Below are 24458 nucleotides of genomic sequence, written 5' to 3'. Positions count from 1 at the left end.
TTATCTTTTCTTCCGCTGCTGCTCGATCGCCGCGCGCGAGGTCATGGCGATATCCTGCGCCCGCAGATAGTCAACCGTGCCCTGCTGCAACCCCTGCATCGCGGCGTCGGCGCTGCGCAGCGCCATGGGATGCTGGCCCATCATCGCATAGCGTTCCGCCGTCGCAAGCGCGGCGCGGGGCGTGTCACCACGGCGGGCATAGACCACGCCCAGCTGATACCAGGCGAAGGGATTTTCCCGGTCGCGCGCTACCGCAATGCGGAGCACATCTTCGGCTTCGGCGAAATTGGCCTCATCCTCGGTCGCGATCAGGGCGTGGGCGAGCAGGACGGAAATCAACGGCTGGTTGGTGCGCTTGACCGCTTCGCGCAAAGGCGCGACCGCATCCTTGGGGCGGCCGCTTTCGAGCAATATCTGGCCCTTGAGTTCCAGAAAATAGGGGTCGTTCGGCGCAGCCGCGAGCAGCGCGTCGGCCTCGTACAAGGCGCGCTGGGGATAGGCGCTTTTGTGCCAGGCATAGGCCCTGGCATAATGGGCCGGGATCGACTGGTCGCTTTCGGGATATTTGATCAATGTCTGCGTCGGTTCGGACACGAAGCCGACCAGCTTGGCCTTGATGCGCTCGAACCGGGCTTCAAGCTGCGGGTCGACCGGCTTTTCCCATGCCGGGTCGACGGTATAGACTTCGCGCAGCACATTGATGCGCTCGCCCGACAGCGGATGGGTGCGACCGTAGCTGTTATCCTGCGGAATCGCGAGGCGATATTCCTGATTTTGCAGCTTCTTGAAGAATTCGAGGCTGCCTTTACCGCTGACCCCGGCGGCGCTCAGATAGCGCGCACCCGCCAGATCCGCCGAGCTTTCCTGGCCGCGGGAAAAGGCGAGGAACCGGCTCATCGCCGCCTGTTGCCCCAGACCCATGATGCCCAGGCCAGCTTCCGCGCCGCCCGCGGCGATCGCCGCCGCGCCCAGCACGAGGCTAAGCAGGGTCACGCCGGTCGCCTCACGCATGCCCTCGCCGAAACGGACGATATGCCCGCCCTCGATATGGCCAAGCTCGTGCGCGACAACGCCCTGCACCTGGTTCACATTGTCCGCCTGCGCGATCAGGCCGCTATGCACCCAGACATATTGGCCGCCCGCGACGAAGGCATTAATTTCGGGATCGTTGATGACCATGATCTCGACATTGCGCGGCTGCATGCCGGCCGCTTTGACCAGCGGGGCGGACATATCCGCCATGAAGGCTTCGGTTTCGGCATCGCGCAAGATGCTTTGCGCCAGCGCGGGGCGCGCGACGCTGGTCAGCGCCAGGGCCGCGAGCGCGACGAGTTTCAACCGGCCCCGCATCAGCGGTGACCGTGGCATGTAGGAGAGCAGACCATCACCGCCGCGCGGTGCCATGGTCGCCCTGAACCGCGCGTGAAGCGGGGCGGAATGAAAAGCGCCGCTGCGCTCCGGTCGGGACCGGCAGAGCAGCGGCGCTTGTTCATGGCGGTGGCGTCCCGTCCGGTTTATTGGCCGAAGGTGCGCTGCCACCAGCCGCGACGGGGCGTGCCGTCTTCATTCTGGCCGTCCTCAGTCTGAGCTTCTGCCGCATCGCCATCAGCGGCGACCGATTCGGCCACCGGTGCCGGCGTCGATTCGACCGGCGCAGGTGCCTCGATCGCGGCGTCGGGCGCGGCATCCTGGGCCACGGCGTCCGCCTTCTTGCGACGGGTGCGCTTGGGCTTGGCTGGGGCTTCCTCGGCTGCAGGAACTGCCGCGGCCGAAGCAGCTTCCGCTTCGATCTGCGCCTTGGTGCGGCGGGTGCGCTTGGGCTTGACCGGGGCTTCGACCGGCGCTTCCTCGGCGACAACCGCTTCGGCCGGGGCTTCGACGGTCTCTACGACCGCTTCGGCTTCAGCCTTGGGCTTGCGGGCACGGGGACGGCGGCGAGTCTTGGGGGCGTCCTCTGCAGGAGCCTCCTCGACGGGCGCTTGCTCGACCGGCGCGTCTTCCACGACTGGCTCGGCGTCGGCCGATTCGGTGGCTTCCGCGCTCACAGTCTCATCACCACCTTCGCGACGGCGACGACCACCACGGCGACCGCGACGACCGCGACGACGTGCGCCGCCTTCCTCTTCGGTGCCGTCATTGGCTTCAGCGGGCTCAGCTTCGGCTTCACCCTCTGCGTCGGCATCGGCTTCGCTATCGCCTTCGACAGCGCCCTCACCCTCGGCGGCGCCTTCGGCCTGGCCATCCTCACGCGGACCGCCACGACGACGACGACGGCGGCGACGACGACGACCGCCTTCGCGATCCTCGCCCCGTTCAACGCGGTCGGCGGCTTCGGCGGGCGTTTCGGGCTCTTCAGCCTCTTCTTCCTCGACTTCCGCTTCTTCCTCTTCCTCGATGACGTCGAAATCCTCGTCGTCTTCGGGCAGCGGCGCGTAGCTTACGACGCGCTCAGGGCGCGGGCCGCTGGCCTCGACCGACATGCGCGCGCCCTCGACTTCGCCATCGGGCAGGATTTCGATCCGCACGCCATAGCGCTGCTCGATCTCGTCCAGTTCGCGACGCTTGTTGTTGAGGACGTAGAAGGCCGCTTCCTGGCTGGCGCGCAGGGTGATGCAGTTGCCACGACCACGGGCCGCTTCTTCTTCCAACATGCGCAACGCCGACAGGCCCGCCGACGAGGCGGTGCGGACAAGGCCAGTGCCTTCGCAATGCGGGCATTGGCGGGTCGAAGCTTCCAATACGCCGGTGCGCAGACGCTGACGGCTCATTTCCATGAGGCCGAAGCCCGAAATGCGGCCGACCTGGATGCGGGCGCGATCGTCGCGCAGCGCTTCCTTCATCGCCTTCTCGACCTTACGGATGTTGGAGTTATTCTCCATATCGATAAAGTCGATGACGACGAGGCCCGCCATGTCGCGCAGGCGCAACTGGCGCGCAATTTCGCGCGCGGCTTCCAGGTTGGTGGCGACGGCGGTCTGTTCGATGCCATGTTCACGGGTCGAGCGGCCGGAGTTGATGTCGATCGACACCAAGGCTTCGGTCGGGTTGATGACCAGATAGCCACCCGATTTCAGTTGCACGACCGGGTTGTACATGGCGGCCAGCTGATCTTCGACGCTGGCGCGCTGGAACAGCGATACAGGGTCTGCATATTGCTTCACGCGACGCACATGGCTCGGCATCAGCAGGCGCATAAAGTCCTTGGCAGCGCGATAGCCTTCCTCGCCCTCGACGATGACTTCTTCGATATCCTTATTGTAGATATCGCGGATCGCCCGCTTGATGAGGTCGCTATCATTGTGGATCAGTTCGGGCGCGGCGGCCTGCAGCGTCTTTTCGCGAATCTCGTCCCACAGGCGGGCGAGATAATCGAAGTCGCGCTTGATTTCGGGCTTGGTGCGCTGGAGCCCGGCGGTGCGGACGATGCAGCCCATGGACGACGGCAGCGCCATTTCGGCGATGATCGTCTTCAGCCGCTTGCGGTCGGCCGCGTTGCTGATCTTGCGCGAAATACCGCCGCCATGGCTGGTGTTCGGCATCAGCACGCAATAGCGACCGGCGAGCGACAAATAAGTGGTCAGGGCCGCACCCTTGTTGCCCCGTTCTTCCTTGACGACCTGGACCAGCAGCACCTGGCGGCGCTTGATGACGTCCTGAATCTTGTAGCGGCGGCGCAGCGCCATGCGCTTGCGGCGCAGTTCCTCGGCAGCATCATCGCCGGGCTTGCCGCGACGGCCCCGGTTCGGACGACCACCTTCGGACGCCTCGCCCTCGGCCGCTTCGCCTTCGGGTGCGCTATCTTCATCATCGTCATGATGATGCGTCGCTTCGACGATCTCGACGCCCTCGCCATCCTCGTCCTCATCGTCGAAGTCGGCGCGCAACGCGGCCTCTTCTTCGGCGTGCTCGCGCTCTTCGCGCAGCAGGGCTTCGCGATCTTCGCGCGGGATCTGATAATAGTCGGGGTGGATTTCGCTGAAAGCGAGGAAGCCGTGGCGGTTGCCGCCATAATCGACAAAGGCCGCCTGGAGCGAGGGTTCGACCCGCGTCACCTTGGCTAGATAGATATTGCCCTTGAGCTGCTTGTGCTCGGAGGATTCGAAGTCGAACTCTTCGATCCGGTTACCTTTGACGACCGCGACACGGGTTTCTTCCCGGTGGCGCGCGTCGATCAGCATACGCATTGTCATTTATGATTCTCCGGCGATGGCGGTCGACGGCGCTGGGCCGGGCCACCATGCGATAGTGAAGGGACGGCCGCCTGCGCGCCGGTAAGGGCGCGGATGTCGGCATCGTCCGGGTTAGATGGAAAAACTGCGCGTCTGCTGCGTCGGCAGGGCCGGACATGGCGCCGGGCCGAACCAACCACGCCGCGATGCCCGTTGCCGGGGTCAGCGTGGATGGAAATTCATGCCTCATGCAGCGTCAACCTGTTCATAACATCGGCGCGGCGGCGCGGATCGCGCCAACCTGCCGTCTTCTTGGGCCTGCGCCGCGCCGTATGGAAAAGACGGACATTGCAGGAATGTGAATGGGTAGCAGCCAAAGCGGTAGGGAGCAACGGCTGCAGGAAATATTATGTCGCGGACACCGTCCGCCGCGCCCCTTCTGCCGCTTCATGCTGAAAATGCCGTTAACTCTCTCATTTTACCGAATCCAAGGCGGCGATGCTTAACCCGGCCTTTAGCGTGGGGACGCTGGACGGATGTAAACAGCATGAAATTTGGCTGGACGGCTGACTGGGCTGCGTTGCACAAGCGGTACATGTTTCTGAGCCTTGCCCTGGCAAGCACGATCGCCCTGTCGGTTCCCGGCAGCGCCGGTGGTATTTCCGGTGTCTTCGTGCAGAATGACCGGGTCGTCGTCCGCTTCGATGATCGGGTGAATGGCGCGTCGGCCTTCCTGCTGGACGCGCCGCGCCGGATCGCGCTGGATATCGATGGTGCGCAGGTCGGACGCGGCCATTTCGCCCCCGCCAGCAGCGCGGTGTCAGCCGTGCGACAGGGGCAGCTAAGCGAGGACACGGCGCGGGTGGTGCTGGACCTCGCCAGCCCCGCCACGCTCGACCAGGCACAGATCGCCGCCGATGGCAAATCGCTGAGCTTCGCGCTGCAGGGCGTGACCGACAGCCGCTTTCGCAGCGAAGTGGGCAAGGGCCGCATGCGCTTCGACGCGCCGGCCGAGATGGCGGCCCGCCCGCAAAGGCGCCTCCATTCGATCACTGTGCCGATCCCGGCGGCGGCACGCGGCGTCTCGCTGCCCTCAGTCGAAGGGTCGCGCGATGGTGCGCGGCCGCTGGTGGTGATCGATGCTGGCCATGGTGGCCATGATCCGGGTGCGATCAACACCGACATGGGCAAGCGCGAAAAGGATGTGACGCTGGCGATCGCGCAGGCGATCCGTGACCAGCTCGTCAAATCGGGCCGGGTGCGCGTCGCGCTGACCCGCGACGATGACAAATATCTGATTCTGCAGGAACGCTATGGCATCGCGCGCAAACTGGGCGCCGACCTGTTCATCTCCATTCACGCCGACGCGGCGGAAAATACCGAAGCGCAGGGGGCGACTGTCTATACCCTGTCGGAAACCGCGTCCGACCGCGAGGCGGCACGGCTGGCGGCACGCGAAAACAAGGCCGACATCATCAATGGCGTCAATCTGGGCGGCCAGTCGGGCGATGTCTCCTCGATCCTGATCGACCTGACCCAGCGCGAATCGCTCAACATCTCAGCGAGCTTTGCCCGGCTGCTGCAGCGCGAAGCCGCGCCCTATGTGCCGTTCCGCAGTAGCTATCACCGCTTCGCGTCGCTGATGGTGCTCAAAGCGCCCGATACGCCGTCGATCCTGTTCGAGACCGGCTATATCAGCAATGCCGACGACGCTGCGTTTCTGTCATCGCGCGAAGGGCAGTCCAAGATCGCGCGCGGCGTGGCCCGCGCGATCGAGGTCCATTTCGCGCGGAAGCTGGCGATGCGGAGCGGCACGGCGGGCGGTTGATCTTCCCCGACACGGGGATCGTTGCGAAATGCGGATCGCATACGAATCATCGTCATTCCCGCGAAGGCGGGAACCCATCTCCCACCTTATCATCTTGATTTTAGCTCCGGAGATGGGTCCCCGCCTTCGCGGGGATGACGTAAAACTCTGTGGGTGATGAATTTCGCGGTGATCCCGGTACCGAGGAGGGTGACCGTTTGCGCAGCAAATGGTGGAGGGGCGTGCCGTGGGGCAAACCACCTCCGACGCGCTGCGCGCGCCACCTCCCCGCGAGCGGGGAGGAACATCGTTCTCGCGATCCATACTGGCATTGCCCGCAATTTGACCCTAGAGCCTCGTACCCATGGAAGAGGCCAGCCCCGATACCGCCCCGTCATCCTTTGCCTATCGCTTGCGTCGCGACGCCAGTGGCGCAGGCGGCCTGCTGCGTCGCTTGTGGCAACGGCGGCTGGTGCGCTGGGGCACGATTGCGCTGGGCGGCTTCCTCACCGCTTTGCTCTTGTTCTGGCTGATCTTCGCGCGCGGTCTGCCCGATGCGGCGACGCTGCTGGAATATGAGCCGCCGCTGCCGACCATCGTGCGCGACATTAATGGCCAGCCAGTCCACAGCTATGCCCGCGAACGGCGCGTCCAGTTGCAATATAGCGATTATCCGCCGCTGCTGATCCGCGCCTATCTGGCGGCGGAGGACAAGACTTTCTTCGAACATCATGGCGTCGATATTCCCGGCTTTGCAGGCGCGGTGGTCGATTATGCGAGCAAGCTCGGCTCCGGCCAGCGCGCACGCGGCGGTTCGACGATCACCCAGCAGGTCGCCAAGAATCTGCTGATCGGCGATGAATATTCGCCCACGCGCAAGGTGAAGGAGATGATCCTCGCCTACCGCATGGAAAATGTGCTGAGCAAGCAGCAGATCCTCGAACTCTATCTCAACCAGATATTCCTCGGCCGGAATGCCTATGGCGTGCAGGCGGCCTCGCGCGCCTATTTCAACAAGGACGTTGCTGACCTCGCTCTGCATGAAATGGCCTATCTGTCGATCCTGCCCAAGGGTCCGGCCAATTATCGCCCCGAAAGCGAAAGCGGCATGGCGCGCGCGCTCGACCGGCGTAACTGGGCGCTGGGCGAGATGGTGAAGAGCGGCTGGATCACGCCTGCACAGCGCAATGCGGCGGCGGCGCTGCCGCTCGGCACGGTCGCCATGCACAGTTCCAGCTTCGACGCGCGCGCGGGCGGCTATTATATGGAGGAAGTGCGTCGTCGTCTGATCGGCTTGTTCGGCGAAAAGGCGGAAGACGGCCCCAACAGCGTCTATGCCGGTGGCCTGTGGGTGCGCAGCCCCTATGATCCGGTGGTGCAGGACAGCACCGCCAACGCCCTGCGCAACGGCCTGCTGCGTTTCGACGCCGGGCGTGGTTGGTCGGGTCCGGTCGCCAAGATCAAGATCGACAATGGCTGGGAACGCGAACTGGCGGCGAGCTATATCGACGTCGATTATGCCGAATGGCGCGTCGCCGTCATCATCAGCCGCACCTCTTCGGAAGCGCAGATCGGCTTTGCCGACGGCAGCACCGGAACTCTGCCCGCAAGCGCGGCGCAAATGGCCTATCGCAAGAGCGGTGGCCCGGCCTTTTCCGCGATGCAGCCCGGCGACTTGATCGTCGTGGCGCGCAATGGTGCCAATTGGGCGCTGCGCAACATTCCCGAAGTGTCGGGCGGCATGGTGGTGGAAGAGGTGCATTCGGGCCGCATCCGCGCGATGCAGGGCGGGTTCGATGCGCGCCTTTCCTCCTATAACCGCGCGACGCAGGCGATGCGCCAGCCCGGATCGACCATCAAACCCTTCGTCTATGCCGCCGCACTCGACAGCGGGATGACGCCTGCCTCGATCATCGTCGATGGCCCCTTATGCGTCTATCAGGGCGCTGGCCTGGGGCAGAAATGCTTCCGCAACTTTTCCGGCGGCAGCGCCGGGCCGCAGACGATGCGCTGGGGGGTGGAGCAATCGCGCAACCTGATGACCGTGCGCGCCGCCAGCCAGACCGGCATGGAAAAGGTCGTGCGGACCATCAAGGGATTGGGCATCGGCGATTATCAGCCCTACCTCTCCTTCGCGCTGGGCGCGGGGGAAACGACGGTGGAGAAGATGGTCAACGCCTATGCGACGCTGGCCAATCAGGGGCGGCAATTCCCGTCCAAGGTGATGGATTATGTGCAGGACCGGCGCGGCAAGGTGATCTGGCCCGAACGCTGGCGACCGTGCGATGGGTGTAACATGGCGAACTGGGACGGCAAGCCGATGCCCCGCTTCGGCATGGAGGGCAAACAGGTGATGAACCCGATGACCGCCTATCAGGTCGTCCATATCACCGAAGGCGTAGTCCAGCGCGGCACCGCCACGGTGTTGGCGGACTTGAAGCGCCCGCTGTTCGGCAAGACCGGCACCACCAACGGCCCGACCAATGTGTGGTTCGTGGGCGGATCGCCCGACCTCGTCGCGGGGGTCTATATCGGCTATGATCAGCCGCGCAGCCTGGGCGGTTGGGCGCAGGGCGGCCGCATCGCCGCGCCGATCTGGAAAGCGGCGATGGCCCCCATCCTGGAAACGATGCCCAAGACGCCCTTCGTCGCCCCGGCTGGCATCCGCATGGTGCCGATCGACCGGCGATCGGGCAAGCGCGTCTATGGTGCCTGGCCGACCAGCGAGCCCAAGGCCGCGGTCATCTGGGAAGCGTTCAAGCCCGAATCGGAACCGCGCCGTACCATCCGCAAGGAGGAGGCCGAGGCGCAGGCCAAGGTCGCCGCCGCCAAGGCCGCGTCCGGCCAGCGCCGCCAGCGTACCGACAGCGACTTTTTGCAGGATCAGGGCGGGATCTACTAAGGGTGCGGCGGGACAGCCGCGCCCGACAGATTGCGCGCGTCATTTTGGCGCTGGCCTATCTGGTGGCGGGCGTCGCGCATTTGCGGTCGCCGGGCGGGTTCATCGCGATCACGCCCGACTGGGTGCCCTTCCCCGCCACCGTCGTCTGGTTGACAGGGATAGCAGAGATTGCAGGCGCGGTGGGCTTGATGCTGCCGCCGCTGCGCCGGGCGGCCGGTATCGGCCTGGCGCTCTATGCGCTGTGCGTATGGCCCGCCAATATCCACCATGCGCTGGGCGACATTTCGCTGGGCGGGGTGCATCTGAGCTGGTGGTATCATGGACCGCGCCTGGCACTGCAACCCGTCATCATCTGGTGGGCGCTATGGGCGGGCGGCGTGATCGACTGGCCGTTCGGGCGGCGGCGCTGATCCGACCATCGTGTGATTGTCTTTTGAGGTGAGCGGCTTACTGTACCCTCTCCTGACCGACGATCACAAGAGAGAGCGATGACCCGGCATCTTCCCTGGATAGCGTTGGCCATTGTCGGCGCGGTGGCGCTCAGTGTGGTGGCCGTATCGCGCGGCGAGGCCGTCAATGCGCTGTGGATCGTCATCGCTGCGGTCAGCAGCTTCCTGGTCGCCTATCGCTATTATGCGCTGTTCATCGCGCGCCATGTGATGCGGCTCGATCCGTCGCGGCCCACGCCTGCCGTGCGCCGTGCCGACGGGCTGGACTATGTAGCAACCGATCGAACCGTCTTGTTTGGTCATCATTTCGCGGCGATCGCGGGGGCGGGGCCGCTGGTCGGGCCAGTGCTGGCGGCGCAAATGGGCTATCTGCCCGGCACACTCTGGATCATCGTGGGCGTCGTGCTGGCGGGCGCGGTGCAGGATTTCATGGTGTTGTTCATCTCCATGCGCCGCGACGGCAAGTCGCTGGGCGAACTCATTCGCATGGAAATGGGCCAATGGGCCGGGACGATCGCCCTGATCGGCGCCTTCATGATCATGGTCATCATCCTCGCGGTGCTGGCGCTGATCGTCGTTAAGGCGCTGGCCGAAAGTCCGTGGGGCATGTTCACCGTGGCGGCGACCGTGCCGCTGGCGATGTTCATGGGCGTCTATACCCGCTGGATTCGGCCGGGGCGGATCGGCGAAGTGTCGCTGCTGGGCCTCGTCGGGCTGCTCGCTGCGATCGTTTATGGGCAGGCGATTGCCGCCTCGCCGGTCTGGGGACCGATCTTCACCTTTACGCCGGTGCAATTGTGCTGGATTTTGATCGGCTATGGCGCCGTGGCGTCGGTGCTGCCGGTATGGCTGTTGCTTGCGCCGCGCGACTATCTCTCGACCTTCCTCAAGATCGGGGCGATCGCGGCGCTGGCCATCGGCATCGTCATCATGGCCCCGCCGCTCAAAATGCCTGCGCTGACCCAGTTCGTCGATGGCGGTGGGCCGGTCTGGGCAGGCGGCCTCTTCCCCTTCCTGTTCATCACCATCGCCTGTGGCGCGGTGTCGGGTTTCCATGCGCTGATTTCCAGCGGCACCACGCCCAAGCTGATCGCCAGCGAAGCCCACGCCCCGGTGATCGGCTATGGCGCGATGCTGATGGAGGCGTTCGTGGCGATCATGGCGCTGGTCGGCGCGTCGATTCTGGACCCCGGCATCTATTTCACGATGAACAGCCCCGGCGCAATCATCGGCACGGATGCGGCGAGCGCGTCGGCCGCCGTCACGGCGATGGGCTTTCCTATCTCGGCCGACCTCATCACGCAAACGGCCAAGGATGTCGGCGAGCATAGTATCATTTCACGCACCGGCGGCGCGCCGACGCTGGCGGTGGCGATGGCGGAAATCTTCAGCCATGTCGTCGGCGGCCCGGCGATGAAGGCCTTCTGGTATCATTTCGCCATCCTGTTCGAGGCGCTGTTCATCCTGACCGCGGTGGATGCGGGCACCCGCGCCGGGCGCTTCATGCTGCAGGATCTGATCGCGCTGGCCGTGCCGTCCTTCAAGGAGAGCAAGAGCCATGTGCCGGGCGTCGTCGCGACCGCGCTAACGGTCGCGGCCTGGGGCTTCTTCCTGTATCAAGGCGTCACCGATCCGCTGGGCGGGGTGAATACGCTGTGGCCGGTCTTCGGTATCTCGAACCAGATGCTCGCCGCGATCGCGCTGATGCTGGCGACAGCGGTGCTGTTCCGCATGAAGCGCGACCGCTTCGCCTGGGTGACGATGATCCCGACCGCCTGGCTACTGGTCTGCACTTTGTCGGCGGGGTGGCTCAAACTCTTCTCGCCCGATCCCAAGCTCGGCTTCCTCGCCCATGCGGCCAAGTTCGGCGCGGCGGCAGACAAGGGCGAAGTGCTTAGCCCCGCCAAGTCGATGGCGGAGATGGAGCGCATCATCTTCAACGACCGGATCGACGCGGCGCTGGTCGCGCTGTTCCTGGCCGTGGTCTTGTCGCTGCTGGTCTTCACGATCCGCACCTGCCTCGCCGCGCGTCGCAGCACAGAGCCGACCGCGCAGGAAATCCCGGCGCAACTGGTGCCGACGGCATGAGCGGGCTGCTCGACACGCTGCGCCGGACCGCACGGCTGATGGTCGGAATGCCCGACTATGACGCGTATCTGCGGCACTGCGAGGCGCATCATCCGGGGCAGCCGGTGATGGACCGCACGGCGTTTTTTCGTGACCGGCAGGAAGCGCGCTATGGCGGGAAGAATGGTGGGCGGTGCTGTTAGGGGAGTGTCTGGAAGCGCTCATCTGTCCCCATGCAAAACGCGATGTCGCCAGGCCAATTTAAGACTATGAATGCCGTGTCGGTAGCAGCAAACGACCTGATTGACTGGATCGCGGATCGCGATGGACTACTGATCGCTGCCTGGACGCCGCAAGTTATGGCGGCTTTGAATTGGGAGGCGCCCTTCGCAGAAGCTCTCGCTGGGGAACTGCACGCTGCGATGCTTACAACAATGCTTCGAGGAGGCTCAGAATCTAACTTCTTTGATTTGGTCACTCACATCAATATCGGCTTTGGAGCCGGTGTTGAACGCTTGCTGGCCGAGCGCTTCTTCAGGGTCTCGCTTAAGCTCGCGCGGGCGGCAGCGCGCGCTCAGCGGGACCAGCAAGCCCGCGCAGTGCTCCCATTTAAGTACGGCATCGTGGTAGGTGATGCGCGTACCGATCCGACACATCTCCCTTTAAGTAAAGTCATTCTGCCTTGGGATCATTCCTTTTGGATGCGTTGGCAGCCTCCTCTTGGAATGGACTGCCGGTGCGCAACTAATAATATGACGCACAGCCAAATGAAGCGCTCAGGCAGAACTCTCACGACAGACGCGGAACTATCGCTAATCGAATCACAGCTTCGCGATTCATGGCCAACCGAGTTTTTAATGCTGCTCGATTTTCGACGCCGGGAAGGGCCACTTTAATACAGCAGTTTCCTACCACTTGCCGTCATGCCGGGATTGACCCGGCATCTATTGGCTCGACGGTATGGCGTCATTGAGGGGGTGAGGCTCATGGACCCCGGATCAAGTCCGGGGTAACGGCATTTGGGGGCGGTTTCGTTCTTCAATCTGCCTGCCCTGTCTCCACCCTCCCCTCACCGCATCCGGTTGAATCCCGCCACCATGCCTGCCGTGATCGACAGCGCAATTTCGGCGGCGCCGATCGCGCCGATATCCAGCCCGGCCGGGCCATCGATCCGCGCCAGATCGTCCGCGCCAAAGCCCATGGCCGCGAGCCGCTCCAGCCTTGCCGCGTGGCTTTTGCGGGAGCCTAGCGCCGCGATGTAGCCGGTCGGCGCGCGCAACGCGGCGGCGAGCGCGGGGTCGTCGATCTTGATGTCGTGGCTGAGCGTGACCACGGCGGTCGATTCGCCGGGGAAGTGCGCGGCGATGGCGTCGTCGGGCCAGCGGTCGTCCAGTTCGACGCCGGGGAAGCGTTCGGCGGTGAGGAAGCGGCCGCGCGGGTCGATCAGGACCGGGGTCACGCCGATCGCCTGCGTCAGCGGCACGAGCGACTGGGCGATCTGCACCGCGCCGACGATCAGCAAGCGGCGGGGCGGATCATAGCGGTTGAGGAACAGTCCCTCCCCGCTCCCTTCCTGCGTCGCGCCGGTCGTCAGGTCGGTCGCCAGCGTGACGGCGCGCCCGCGCGCGTTCGCCGTGTCGATCCGGTCGAACAGGTCGGGGAGAAAGCCATCCTCCCCCACCGGCTGGACCAGCACCGCGATCTCGCCGCCGCAGGGCAGACCGACCTCCCACGCATCGCCATCGGCCACGCCATAGGTTTCGACATGCGCCGCGCGGCCTGCGATCACTTCAGTGGCGCGTTGCAGCACGTCGGTTTCGACGCAGCCGCCGGAAATACTGCCTTCGAACCGGCCGTCTTCATGGACGATCATATGGCTGCCGCGCGGGCGCGGGGCTGATCCCCAGGTCGATACCACCGTCGCTAGCGCCAGCCGCGCGCCGCGCCATTCCAAGCCCTTGCGGATCACCGCGCCATTGTCGTTCACACCGATACTCCTTTGGCGCACAGATAGGGTGGTCTCACCACCTACACCAGACGCCTGCCAGTCCACACGACGCGGCCGACGATGTCCACCAGCGCCGGGTCGATATCGGCCCAGTCGGGATAATGGACATTGTCGCTGACCACGCTGAACCGGCCCCGCAGTGGCCCCATGGCGATTCGCTTGACCATCAGCACGCCGTCGAGCCGCAACACATAGACGCCGTCGCGCAGCCGCAGCGCATCATCATCATGATCGACCATGATGTCGTCGCCGTCGCTAAGCGTCGGCGCCATCGATTCGCCATCGACGCGGATGATCGACACGCGCTGCGGCCGGACGCCCAAGTGCCGCAGCCAGTGCGCGTCGAACGCCATCACGCCCGCCGCGCGTTCATCCTCGTCCAGCGTGCCGCCGCCCGCCGACGCGCCCAGCGCCAGCCGGGGTACGGCGACCACGGCCGGCACGCTGCGCATCCGGCCGGACGTTGCCGACAGGGGCGCCGCCGCTGTCCCGCCCAGCATCTGTTCGGGTACGCCGAAATAGCGGGCCAGCACGCGGCGATCATCCTCATCCAATTTGCGCGGCGTCCCGCGCTTGATGAACTGCTGGATATAGGCGGGGTTGCGGCCGATCAGCCGGGACAGATCGGCATAATTCTCCCCCCGATCGGCGATCAGCCGTTCCAGCGCGATACGAGCGTCCTGCGATTCATCCATGATCCGTCCATTACTGATAAGATTTTTCCTAGACAAGTAGGAAATTGGCTTTGAGATAGGAATATACCTAACGGCTCGCGCGGGGCGAGTCGCCATGACAGGGGAGATTGAGGCCGATGCTGTTGCGCATGATCGAGACATTCCTTCGCCGCCACGAGATGCCGCCCGCCACCTTCGGGCGGGCCAGCGTGCGCGATCCACGGCTGGTCTTCGACCTGCGCGGCGGACGCGAGCCGGGCGAACGGATAAAGAGACGTGTAGAACATTTCATGAACACATATCGCAGGAGCAGCGGCCAATGACAAGCATCGATCCGCATGTGCGCGCGGGCAACCTGATCCGAAATCAAGCAATAGGAAAAGGCACGGCCGACCCCCTGCCCCGCCTGCTGGCCCAATTGCTCGCGCGGGCGGGCGACAATGCCCGCGTCGAACGGGCAGTGAGCCGCCCTTGGGCCAGCGCTTTGTTCGAGGGGCGACGCCATGTCGTGCGGCTGGCGATCAGCGGGGCGGAGGCGCAGGCGAGCAAGGCGCGCCTGCTCGATGGGATCAGCGAAGCGCAATGGGTGTTGCCGCGCCATTTCGTCGCCGACATCTGCGTCGATGCAGAGGGCGACAGCGCCGACGGCCTATGGGTGGAGCTGTCAGCGCTGACGATCGAGGAATGGTAGGAGAGTTAGCGGGCCCGGCCGGTCATGCTGCGCAACGTGCCCAACGCGGCGCGCAATGCGGCGTCGGTGTCGGTATCGGGCGTGTCGCGCACGGGCACCGGCATGGCGGGCGGCATGTCGGCCAGCACCCGGATGCCATCATCGGATGCCGTGCGGCGACGCTGGGACAGGCCACGTTCCAGCCGCTCGGTCAACTGGCCGATCGTAAGCCCCTGGGTCGAGGGGCGCGGCGCCGGGGTTGGCAGGGGCGCAGGGGGTGCCTTGGCTTCGATGGCCGGTGCGGCCTCTTCTGCTTCCTCCGGCTCGATCAGGGGCGCGGCCGGGCGCAGGAAGGCGGGCTGGGGCAAGTCCGCCTCGGCAACCGGCAGGGGCGCGGCTGGCATGGGGAAGTCCGGCGTGGACCGGATGGCAGGCGCGTCCACCACGGCCTGCGCCACCAGCCCGCGCCGTCCTGATTCAGGGCGCGCGAAGATATCGACGCCGTTCAGGTCGCGGCTGGCGAAGATCGGTGCGCGCGCCGGCGCATCGGGATGGGCATCGGCCCGGCGCAGCGTCGGCGGTGCGCCCTCGATCGATTCGATGGAACGGCCCCGCGCCAGCGCGGCCCATTTGGAAAATGCGAAACCCATTTTTCGTGCTCCCTTGGCGCGTTCGACGCGCTGCTTCTTTTCACTTGGTTCCGTCGCCACAGTTGCGTCGCGCCGCATCGTCAAAATGATCCCCATCACCATTATAGCGGCGAAAAGAGCGATCAGTATTCTGGCCTTGAGGCCAAGTGGCGGCGCGGCGGCGGGCAGCGCTTCGCTCAGCCCACTGGACGCCACCAGCATTTCGATCAGCCCCACCGGGGTCAGCAGCACCGCCAGTGCGGCGACGAGGCCGCCCAGCGCTGCCATCACCATGGCCCGGTCCGGTCTTGATCCGCGTGGCGCCATATGCCGTCAGGCCGCCGCCCGCGCGCCGTCGGCCTGGGCCAGCAAGTGCTGATAGACCGGTTCGTAGCGCAGGATATTGGCCGACCAGTTGCGTTCGCGCTCGACAAAGGCACGCGCCACGGCGCGGCGTTCGTCCCACGGCGCGCGATCGGCGAACAGCCCGGCAAGCGCGGCGGCGATGCTCGCCGGATCGTCGGGGGCAAAGAGCGTGCCGGTGACGCCATCCTCGATCAACTCGCGATGGCCGCCGACGCTCGACGCAGCAACGAGTCGCCCCTGCGCCATGGCTTCCAGCGGCTTGAGCGGGGTCACCAGATCGGTCAGCCGCATCGCCTTGCGTGGGTAAGCAAGAATATCGACCTGCGCATAATAATGTTCGACCTGGTCGTGCGGCACGCGGCCGACGAAGATGATATGATCGGCAAAAGGCGACGCCATCGCCTGTTCGCGCAACGCCTGTTCGCGCGGGCCACCGCCCACCATCAACAGCCTCGCTTTGGGCCGGGCACGCACGAGTCGCGGCATCGCCGCAATCAAATCGTCCAGCCCTTCATAATCGTAGAAGCTGCCGATGAAGCCGACGACATCGGCCCCCTCCAGTCCCAGCCTAGCCGTCAGCGCAGGGTCGCGCGGGACCGGATCGCCAAACTGTTCCATGTCGACGCCATTGGGCGACACGATGATCTTGTCCCGATCAATGCCGCGCGCGATCAGGTCGCCGCGCAGCCCTTCGCAGATTACCGCGACCGCATCGGCGGCGCGCACCGCATGGGTTTCGAGCTGGCGGGTGAGCCAATAGCGCGGGCTTCCCTGCGTCCCGGTGCCGTTGCCGACCGCCGCATCTTCCCAGAAGGCGCGGATTTCGTAGATCATCGGGATGCCATGCCGCTTGGCGACCCGCTGCACCGCGATGGCGTTGAGGACGGGCGAATGAGCGTGGATGATGTCGGGCCGCCAATCGCGCACCAGCGATTCGATCGCGTCGGCATGCGCCGCTATGTCGCGCCATTCGCGAATCAGCGGATTGCCGGTCGCGGGCTGCCCCGGCGTGCGGTGGAAATGGAGGCCATCGACCACCTCTTCCAGCGGTGCCGCGCCGTCCTGTGGCTGTGGCGCGACATGGCGATGGCCGGTGATGCCACGCACCGCCCAGCCCTTGGCCATCTGCGCGCGCAGGATCGCACGGGTCCGGAAGGTATAGCCGCTGTGGAGCGGGAGGCTGTGGTCCAGCACATGGAGGATGCGAGTCATAGCCAGCCCTGTCTGCCGAAAAAGGTTTAACGCCCCGTCAACTCTGTCTCGCTAGGACAAAGAGGCGGCTACCGGGAACAAGAACGCATAATGATCGACACCTTATCCTTGCTGGTCAGCCATGGCGTGATCCTGCTGACGGCCTGGCGCTTGCTGTCGCGCCCCGACCTTGATCGCGATCCAGAGCCGGAGGTCGAGACGGGCGATGCGTGACCTGTTCTTCCTCGCCTTTCTGGGCGTCTTCTTCCTGATGGGGTTCAGGCGGCCGTTCCTGCTGGTCGCGGTCTATGCCTATATCGACATCGTCTCGCCCCAGCGCCTGTCCTATTTCCTGCTCAATTCGATCCCGATCTCCTTCATCGCCTTTGGCGCGATGGTGGGCGCCTGGCTGGTGATGGACGACAAAAAGGATTGCCGATTCTCGGCGCGGCAGGGGCTGATGCTCGTGCTGCTTGCCTGGTGCGGCTATACCACGATGACCGCCGATTTCCCGGTCGAGGCGCTGACCAAATGGAATTGGGTGTGGAAGGCGATCATCGCAGGCGTGTTCCTGCCGCTGGTGTTGCGCACGCGCTTGCGAATCGAGGCGATGACCGTTTTCATGATCCTGTGCGCCAGCACGATCATCATCAATGGCGGCCTCAAGACCGCCTTGTCGGGCGGCGGCTATGGCGTGCTCAACCTAATGGTCGACAATAATAGCGGGCTATATGAAGGCTCCATCATCAGCTGCGTCGCCATCTCGCTGATCCCGCTGATCCTGTGGCTGGCCAAACATGGCACCATCTTCCCGCCCGACTGGAAGGTGAAGGCTTTTTGCTATTGCCTGTGCCTCGCCTGCCTGTTGATGCCGATCGGCACCGAGGCCCGTACTGGCCTTGTCTGCATCGTCATCCTGGCCGGGCTGATGCTGATGCGTTCGCCCCGGCGCTTCGTCTACGGACCGCTGATGCTGCTGGCGGCGTTGGTGTCGATCCCCTTCCTGCCCGCCAGCTTCACGCAGCGGATGCAGACGATCGAAAATCATCAGGGCGACGAAAGCGCCTCCACCCGCGTCGCGGTGTGGATGTGGACGCTCGACTATGTGAAGGATCATCCGGGCGGCGGCGGCTTCGACAATTATCTGCAGAACAGCTTCACCTATGTCGCGCGCAGCACAGTGACCGACAGCGGCGGCAGTCGCTTGGAAACCCGGATCGTCACTGACAAGGGCCGTGCCTATCATAGCGCCTATTTCGAGTTGCTCGGCGAGCAGGGCTATTTCGGCTTTGCGGTCTGGGCGCTCATTCACCTCATCTGCTTCATCCGCACCGAATCGATCCGCCGCTTCTACCGCAAGCGCGATGGACCGCAGGAAGCGTGGATTTCGCCCTTCGCGCTGGCGCTGCAACAGGGGCATATCATCTATATGATCGGATCGCTGTTCGTGGGCATCGCCTATCAGCCGTTCATCTTCATGATGCTGGCGCTGCAAATCGGTCTCGACACCTATCTGACCCGCAAACGCAAGACGGCGGCACGGCAGGATCTGGCCGCAGCGCTCGTCGCGCGGCAGGGCGTCCCTGCATGAACGGAGAATTGCGAGCGCTGGGTATGGCGCATGGGTTGTTGCTGGGGCTGTTGCTGGCATCGCCGATGATTGCGCCGGCGCTTTTTTCGGCGGGTGTCGGCGCGCTGTTTGTCATGGGCGGCTTCCAACTGCGCCTTGCCGATCGACGCTGGGAGAGGCGCGCTGGCCTGGGCGATTGGGTCAGCCATATCCGCATGGCCCCGCAACGGCTGCTCCCCTGGGGCGCAACGGCGACCGTGGCGCTGATCGCGGGTCGTCCAACCGAGGCACTGGCGATCCTGATGGCGGTGCTGGCGTGCGAGATGCTGCTCTATCCGCTGCTTGCGCCAGCCATGGGACGGCTGACGCGCGGCGGGATCGTGCTGCTGCTGTTGCTGATGCTACCGCTATGGGGGGCCGATGTCGCGGCGCTGCGTTACGCCAGCGCCTATCTGGTCGGGGTGGGTGGATGCGTATTCTGGCTGCGCGGGCCGGATGGCGATGGCCGGGCGCTGGGATGGGCCATCGCGGGATCGTGCGCCGCCGCTGTGATCGCCGTCTTTGCGCCGGACGTTCGAGCGCTCATGCTGGCCGGTGGCACATTATGCGCCACACTGGCGCTTGCGCATCTGTCGGTGTTGCGCCGCCGCCCGGTGCCGTGGCATCCGGGCGGCGGCACATCGTTCAGGCGGCTACGCTGGCCCCTTCGGTCACGGCCTTCGTAAAGGCTTCGACAAAGGCAGGGATGTCGTCGGGGTTACGGCTGGTGATGATATTGCCGTCGATCGCAACGGCCCGATCGACAACCGTTCCACCGGCGTTGGTGAGGTCGGTACGCACCGAAGGCCAGGACGTGACGGTGCGGCCATTCACTACGCCCGCCTCGATCAGCAGCCAGGGACCATGGCAGATGGCGGCGACGGGCTTGCCGGCGTCGGCAAAAGCACGGATGAGCGCGATCGCCTTTTCATTCACGCGCAGCGTATCAGGATTGGCGACGCCACCGGGCAGGATCAGCCCGTCATAATCGTCCATCGAAACGGCATCGAGTATGATGTCGGGGGTGATGGTATCGCCCTTTTCATCATGCTTCATACCCTGGATCGGGTCGCTTTCAGGCGAGGCCAGCGTCACCTTGGCCCCGGCTTTCATCAGCATGTCGCGTGGATCGAACAGTTCGGATTGTTCGAACCCATCCGTGGCGATGATGAGAATATGGCTGTTTTCGATGGCGGACATGGGTGTCTCCTGCATGGGGGGAATGGCCGTTTAACGGCCCGGAGCCCCCATGGTTGCGGAACGAAGCGACGAAAGGCGGGTTTGGGGAGACGAGAAGGACACCATGCCCCAAACCGCCATAATTCATGCCAATGACAGCGTGCCCGGCATCACGCGCCGCGCGTTGAAACGGGGTTGGGCCTATCGCGACGTCGATGGTGCGCGGATCACGGACCGGGACGAGATCGACCGGCTGAACGCCATCGCCCTGCCGCCCGCCTATCGCGACTGCTGGTTCTGCCCCTCGCCTTATGGGCATATCCAAGCGACCGGCTATGACGACAAGGGGCGCAAGCAATATCGCTATCATGCCGACTTTCGCGCCGCGCGCGAGGCGGAGAAATATGCCGGATGCCCCCATTTCGGTCGAGCCCTGCCCAAGTTGCGCGCCCGGCTGGAGGCGGACCTGTCCAAGCGGGGGCTGCGCAAGGATCGCACCATTGCGGCGGTCATCCGCCTGCTCGACCTCGCCAAATTGCGCGTCGGCAATGAACATTATGCCACGACCAACAGGAGCTTCGGCGCGACGACGCTGCGTCGCCGTCACCTCGACCTCAACGGCCGGTCGTTGACGCTGCGCTATCGCGCCAAATCGGGCAAGGAACAGCAATTGACCGTGACCGACAGTCGCCTGCTGCGCTTCGTGCGGCAGGTACAGGATCTACCGGGCCAGCATCTGTTTCAATATCTGGACGAGGAGGGTGAAGCCCGGCCGATCACGTCAAGCGACGTCAACACCTATATCGCCGATGCCATGGGAGGGCCGTTCACCGCCAAGCATTTCCGCACCTGGGGCGCGTCCACGATCGCCTTTGAAACATTGGCGGCCGGGCATGTTTCTTTGAAGGAGATGATCGACCCGGTGGCACTGGCGCTGGGCAACACGCCGGCGATCAGCCGCAAATCCTATATTCATCCCGCACTTATTGCCCTATGTAAGGAGGGGCAGGATGAATGGCGCGAGGAACTTCGCCTTCCGCGTCGGACACGATATCTGTCACGAGAGGAACGCGGATTGATCGCCTTTCTCGATACCTTGGCGGACTGCGCCCCGCTTGCAGCGGCGGCCTGATCCGCACTCAACAGACTACAGGATAGCATGGCCAATACGAAAACCCCCGCCGACCCCGTCATCACGGTGCGGCCGCCCGATCTCGGCGCGATGTGGCGCTCGACCAGCGACTGGCTTGCCGTCCATTATGTCCAGATATTGATCGCCATCGGTGTCGGCGTCCTGATCTACCTCGCGCTGACGGCCCTGCGCGGGGTTGGCAAGCGGCACAAGGGGACGCGCGGCGATCCGCTGGGCTATGCCAATGTGCTGGGACGGGCCGCCGCACGCACGACGCACTTCTTCATGGTCATGGTCGCGGCGCGGCTGGTGGTTGGCTATGCCGATGCACCGGCTCCGCTCTACAAAACGATCGCCTTTCTCTTCACCATCGCGGCGGTGTGGCAAGCGGCCTTGTGGGCGCGGGAGATCATCCTGGGGCTGGTGGAGCGTAAGACGCTGGCGCAGGATGGCGGCGGCGAGACACTCGCGAACGCCATGGGGCTTATCCGCCTGTTGGTCAGCGTCGTCCTCTTTGCCGTCGCGACGATCGTCGTACTGGATAATCTGGGCGTCAACGTCACTGGACTTGTCGCGGGCCTTGGTATTGGCGGCATCGCCATCGGCCTCGCCGCGCAGGGCATATTTTCCGATCTGTTCGCCGCCTTGTCGATCATCTTCGACAAGCCGTTCCGCCGGGGCGAGACGATCAATTATGACATGACGACCGCCACGGTCGAAAAAATCGGTCTGAAATCCACCCGCCTGCGCGCCATTACCGGCGAGAAGAAGGTGATCTCCAACGCCAATCTGCTGCAGAAGGAGATAACCAGCTATTTCACGCTCGACCATCGCCGGATCAAATTCGCGATCGGTGTCATCTACCAGACGCCGCCCGACGTCGCCGAACAGATTCCCGACATATTGAAAACGATCGTCACGGATCTCGGCGCGAATTTCGTTCGGTCCGGTTTCATCAGCTTTGGTGCGTCGAGCCTGGATTTCGAAGTCGAGTTCGACGTCTATCTGCCGGATTGGGATGCCATCTACGTCATCCGCCATAAGGTCGGCCTGGCCATCCTGCGCCAGTTCAACGAACGCGGAATCGAGTTCGCCTATCCGACCCAGACCAGCTTTACCGCGGCACCGGACGGGCGGATGGTTCTACCCTATCCCGATGTTCAGGCGGTCCGCCAGGTCGAGAAGGAATGAGGCTGTCGCTGAACGGATCAGCCCATGCCCCAGAGCGGGCCGGGTTGCAGTTGCCCGTCGCACAGCGCCAGCCCACCGTCGCGATCCTCCGCCAGTAATAGCGCGCCGTCCAGGTCGATCCAGTCCGCGCCCTGCGCCAACAGAGCGGCAGGTGCAATGCCAAGCGACGTGCCGAGCATGCAGCCGACCATGAGCCGGAATCCGCGCTCTTTCGCTTCGCGCGCCAAAGCCAAGGCTTCGGTCAGCCCGCCTGCCTTGTCGAGCTTGATATTGACCGCGTCAAAATCGCCTAGCCGGTCGAGATCGGCGCGCGTGTGGCAGCTTTCGTCGGCGCAGAGCGGCAGCGGCGCATGAACGCCCGCGAGGCGCGCCTCCTGCCCATGGATTACCGGTTGTTCGACCATCTCCACGCCCAAGGCCGCGAGTGCTGCTGCTTCTGCAGCGATGTCGCGATCATGCCAGCTTTCATTGGCATCGACGATCAGCCGCGCCGTGGGTGCGCCGCGCCGCACGGCGGCGATGCGGTCCTGGTCGCCCTCCCCCGTCAACTTGCATTTGAGCAACGCAAAGCCCCGCGCCGTCGCGACCCGCGCATCGGCCTCCATCAGATCGGGATCGCCCAAACTGATCGTAAATGCCGTCGCCAGCGGTGCGGGTGGTGCCAGACCGGCCAATTGCCACACCGGCGCGCCCGCTTGCTTGGCTTCCAAATCCCATAAGGCGCAATCGAGCGCGTTGCGCGCCGCGCCGCGCGGCATGGCGGTCAGCAAGGCTTGGCGGTCCAATGGTCCGGTATAGGCGTGCAGGGCGGCGACGCAGCTTTCCGCGCTTTCGCCCTCATAATAGATGGCCGTGCCCTCGCCTTGCCCGACATGGGTGCCATCGCCCACGGTGCAGACGACGACATCGACATGCGTCTTGGCTCCCCGGCTGATGACGAAGGCACCTGCCACCGGCCAGCGTTCGACGGTCGCAGAGACTATACGGATCATCGCGCTTTCCTGCGTCATCGGTTGACCATGGTCGAGACCGTCATATGAGCGAAACATAAAGTCCGGCATAGTCCCGTGATGCAACAAGGAGCCTATTTTCCGTGACATCCCGCGACCTGACCGGCTTTTTGCCCCTCAATGAAGCCCATGCCGCGCAAAGCGAGTGGCCGCGCCGCCTGTCGGACATGGCGTGGCGCATCGGTTTCGGTGCGATCGGCTGGCCGTGGTTGCTCGCCAGCTTGTCGGGCGGACGCCCGGCGGACAAGCGCGCGTTGCTCGATGAACTCGGCCTGCCGCATGATGCGCTGCCGCATCTGGGCAGTTGGAAGGCCGATGTCGGTTTTCTGCGCCATATCGTGCGGGAGATTGCACGGCTACGCCCCACCCATGTGGTGGAGTTGGGCGCAGGCGCTTCATCGCTGATCGCGGCGCGAGCCTTGCAATTGCACGGCGGCGGGCGGTTGCACAGTTTCGACCAGCATGGCGGCTTTGTCGATGCGACCCGCCAATGGCTGAGCGACCATGCGATTGATGCCGACATCCGTCATGCGCCGCTGACGCATGAAAGCGCGGATTGGCCCGGCCGCTGGTATGCGCTGGAGGGTGTGCCGGAGCGCATCGACCTGATCATCATCGACGGCCCACCCTGGAGCGTCCATCCGCTGGTGCGGGGCGCAGCCGACAGCCTGTTCGCGCGATTGTCGCCTAATGGCGTCGTGCTGCTGGACGATGCCGCGCGGCCGGGCGAACGTATCGTCGCACGGCGCTGGCGCGAGCGGTGGCCGCATATCGATTTTCGCCTGATGCGCGATGGGACCAAGGGCACGCTGGTCGGCCGTCGCCGCGACCTGACCGCGCCTGTCGCCAACGACAATGAGGATGGGCGCACATGGCGGCATATGCGCCGCGCGGCAGCGGTTGCCGCGCTGCTGGGCATCGGCTGGATCGCGCGCGGCGAATTGGGCGAATTTCCCCAAAGCGCGCAGGCGAGCAGCTTTCTGGACGAAGCGGCCGCCTCGCGCCGCACCGGACTGCTGCGGCAGGGCATGGCATCGCAGATCGAAAGCGCGACATTCGACGCGCAGGAAATCCGGCGGTCGACCGGCATCATCCTGCCTGCATTGCCGGGCGATTGGCGGGTGACCGACGTTCAACTATTTCCAACGACCGACAGCCCCGCCATCGCGATGACCATCGTGACGCCGGAACAGGAGACGCTGTCCCTGTTCGCCGACAAGGCCGAAACCCCCGCCGAGGCCACGCCGCTGGTCGCCCGGCGCGCGGGCGACGTGGTGGCCTATTGGGAAGTCGGCACCATGGCCTATGCCTTGACCGGCGAGGGCGACACGCGCCGCATCCTGCACCTCGCTGGCACGATCGCCCCTATGGGCAGGACGCCCCATTGAGGCTTTAGGGGCGGCCT

The 24458-nt window shown here is 64.7% G+C and carries 22 protein-coding genes; 14 read left to right on the top strand and 8 right to left on the bottom strand.

The window, feature by feature from the left end:
- The gene (locus tag ACZ2HM_RS16495) at positions 1-1350 is read right to left on the bottom strand and encodes a M48 family metalloprotease (RefSeq protein ID WP_037473505.1); all 1350 of its coding nucleotides are present in this window, start codon (positions 1348-1350) and stop codon (positions 1-3) included.
- Positions 1351-1514: 164 nt separating this feature from the next.
- Positions 1515-4190: an Rne/Rng family ribonuclease gene (locus tag ACZ2HM_RS16490; RefSeq protein WP_470425735.1), complete on the bottom strand. Its 2676-nt coding sequence runs from the start codon at positions 4188-4190 to the stop codon at positions 1515-1517.
- Between the two features lie 526 nt (positions 4191-4716).
- Between ACZ2HM_RS16490 and ACZ2HM_RS16485 the strand changes: the two genes are divergently transcribed.
- The 6 genes from ACZ2HM_RS16485 to ACZ2HM_RS16460 all read left to right on the top strand — a co-directional run bounded on the left by ACZ2HM_RS16485 (position 4717) and on the right by ACZ2HM_RS16460 (position 12290).
- On the top strand, positions 4717-5997 hold the full coding sequence (locus tag ACZ2HM_RS16485) for an N-acetylmuramoyl-L-alanine amidase (RefSeq protein ID WP_037476379.1): 1281 nt from the start codon (positions 4717-4719) through the stop codon (positions 5995-5997).
- A 343-nt stretch (positions 5998-6340) separates the two neighbouring features.
- Entirely contained in the window at positions 6341-8878 is a 2538-nt protein-coding gene (locus ACZ2HM_RS16480) for a penicillin-binding protein 1A (RefSeq protein WP_037476387.1), read from the top strand.
- A 2-nt stretch (positions 8879-8880) separates the two neighbouring features.
- Positions 8881-9288 carry a DoxX family protein gene (locus ACZ2HM_RS16475; protein ID WP_193378855.1) on the top strand — a complete coding sequence of 136 codons (408 nt, stop codon included), beginning with the start codon at positions 8881-8883 and terminating at the stop codon, positions 9286-9288.
- Positions 9289-9366: 78 nt separating this feature from the next.
- A complete protein-coding gene (locus ACZ2HM_RS16470; RefSeq protein WP_037476389.1) occupies positions 9367-11415 on the top strand; it encodes a carbon starvation CstA family protein in 2049 nt (682 codons plus the stop codon).
- On the top strand, positions 11412-11597 hold the full coding sequence (locus ACZ2HM_RS16465; RefSeq protein WP_037476391.1) for a YbdD/YjiX family protein: 186 nt from the start codon (positions 11412-11414) through the stop codon (positions 11595-11597). The genes ACZ2HM_RS16470 and ACZ2HM_RS16465 overlap by 4 nt, the downstream gene beginning before the upstream one ends.
- A 30-nt stretch (positions 11598-11627) precedes the next feature.
- On the top strand, positions 11628-12290 hold the full coding sequence (locus ACZ2HM_RS16460) for a structural protein (RefSeq protein ID WP_037476393.1): 663 nt from the start codon (positions 11628-11630) through the stop codon (positions 12288-12290).
- Positions 12291-12463: 173 nt separating this feature from the next.
- Here ACZ2HM_RS16460 and ACZ2HM_RS16455 read toward each other — a convergent pair whose 3' ends face one another.
- Entirely contained in the window at positions 12464-13381 is a 918-nt protein-coding gene (locus ACZ2HM_RS16455; RefSeq protein WP_037476396.1) for an XdhC family protein, read from the bottom strand.
- Between the two features lie 41 nt (positions 13382-13422).
- Positions 13423-14097 (bottom strand): S24 family peptidase, encoded by a 675-nt coding sequence (locus ACZ2HM_RS16450; RefSeq protein ID WP_037476398.1) that lies wholly within the window; start codon positions 14095-14097, stop codon positions 13423-13425.
- A gap of 116 nt (positions 14098-14213) precedes the next feature.
- Between ACZ2HM_RS16450 and ACZ2HM_RS16445 the strand changes: the two genes are divergently transcribed.
- Positions 14214-14399 carry a hypothetical protein gene (locus ACZ2HM_RS16445; RefSeq protein WP_037476400.1) on the top strand — a complete coding sequence of 62 codons (186 nt, stop codon included), beginning with the start codon at positions 14214-14216 and terminating at the stop codon, positions 14397-14399.
- Positions 14396-14767 carry a hypothetical protein gene (locus ACZ2HM_RS16440; protein WP_037476402.1) on the top strand — a complete coding sequence of 124 codons (372 nt, stop codon included), beginning with the start codon at positions 14396-14398 and terminating at the stop codon, positions 14765-14767. The genes ACZ2HM_RS16445 and ACZ2HM_RS16440 overlap by 4 nt, the downstream gene beginning before the upstream one ends.
- A gap of 5 nt (positions 14768-14772) precedes the next feature.
- On the opposite strand, the gene ACZ2HM_RS16435 is transcribed toward ACZ2HM_RS16440, so the two are convergent.
- Both ACZ2HM_RS16435 and ACZ2HM_RS16430 read right to left on the bottom strand, forming a co-directional pair.
- On the bottom strand, positions 14773-15669 hold the full coding sequence (locus tag ACZ2HM_RS16435; RefSeq protein ID WP_470425734.1) for a hypothetical protein: 897 nt from the start codon (positions 15667-15669) through the stop codon (positions 14773-14775).
- A gap of 39 nt (positions 15670-15708) precedes the next feature.
- The gene (locus ACZ2HM_RS16430) at positions 15709-16953 is read right to left on the bottom strand and encodes a TIGR04063 family PEP-CTERM/XrtA system glycosyltransferase (RefSeq protein ID WP_470425733.1); all 1245 of its coding nucleotides are present in this window, start codon (positions 16951-16953) and stop codon (positions 15709-15711) included.
- Between the two features lie 90 nt (positions 16954-17043).
- On the opposite strand from ACZ2HM_RS16430, the gene ACZ2HM_RS16425 reads away from it, so the two are divergent.
- The 3 genes from ACZ2HM_RS16425 to ACZ2HM_RS16415 are packed head-to-tail and all read left to right on the top strand — an operon-like array spanning position 17044 to position 19227.
- Positions 17044-17166: a hypothetical protein gene (locus ACZ2HM_RS16425; RefSeq protein ID WP_313922570.1), complete on the top strand. Its 123-nt coding sequence runs from the start codon at positions 17044-17046 to the stop codon at positions 17164-17166.
- Positions 17159-18523, top strand: coding sequence for a putative O-glycosylation ligase, exosortase A system-associated (locus ACZ2HM_RS16420; protein ID WP_470425732.1), 1365 nt, complete (start codon positions 17159-17161; stop codon positions 18521-18523). The genes ACZ2HM_RS16425 and ACZ2HM_RS16420 overlap by 8 nt, the downstream gene beginning before the upstream one ends.
- The gene (locus tag ACZ2HM_RS16415) at positions 18520-19227 is read left to right on the top strand and encodes a hypothetical protein (RefSeq protein WP_470425731.1); all 708 of its coding nucleotides are present in this window, start codon (positions 18520-18522) and stop codon (positions 19225-19227) included. The genes ACZ2HM_RS16420 and ACZ2HM_RS16415 overlap by 4 nt, the downstream gene beginning before the upstream one ends.
- Here the strand turns inward: ACZ2HM_RS16415 and ACZ2HM_RS16410 are convergent.
- Complete coding sequence (locus ACZ2HM_RS16410; RefSeq protein WP_037473532.1) at positions 19187-19741, bottom strand: type 1 glutamine amidotransferase domain-containing protein; 555 nt, start codon at positions 19739-19741, stop codon at positions 19187-19189. The genes ACZ2HM_RS16415 and ACZ2HM_RS16410 overlap by 41 nt on opposite strands.
- Positions 19742-19844: 103 nt before the next feature.
- Between ACZ2HM_RS16410 and ACZ2HM_RS16405 the strand changes: the two genes are divergently transcribed.
- Positions 19845-20852, top strand: coding sequence for a DNA topoisomerase IB (locus ACZ2HM_RS16405; protein WP_470425730.1), 1008 nt, complete (start codon positions 19845-19847; stop codon positions 20850-20852).
- Positions 20853-20879: 27 nt separating this feature from the next.
- Positions 20880-22043, top strand: a complete 1164-nt coding sequence (locus ACZ2HM_RS16400) for a mechanosensitive ion channel family protein (protein ID WP_470425729.1) — start codon at positions 20880-20882, stop codon at positions 22041-22043.
- 17 nt (positions 22044-22060) lie between these two features.
- Here the strand turns inward: ACZ2HM_RS16400 and dgcA are convergent, their stop codons facing one another.
- Positions 22061-23035 carry an N-acetyl-D-Glu racemase DgcA gene (gene dgcA / locus ACZ2HM_RS16395; RefSeq protein ID WP_470425728.1) on the bottom strand — a complete coding sequence of 325 codons (975 nt, stop codon included), beginning with the start codon at positions 23033-23035 and terminating at the stop codon, positions 22061-22063.
- 101 nt (positions 23036-23136) lie between these two features.
- On the opposite strand from dgcA, the gene ACZ2HM_RS16390 reads away from it, so the two are divergent.
- Positions 23137-24441: a class I SAM-dependent methyltransferase gene (locus ACZ2HM_RS16390; protein ID WP_470425727.1), complete on the top strand. Its 1305-nt coding sequence runs from the start codon at positions 23137-23139 to the stop codon at positions 24439-24441.
- The last annotated feature ends 17 nt before the right edge of the window (positions 24442-24458 follow it).

Source organism: Sphingobium sp. KKT206 (assembly GCF_055640555.1).
This window is presented reverse-complemented; position numbering and strand designations above follow the sequence as displayed.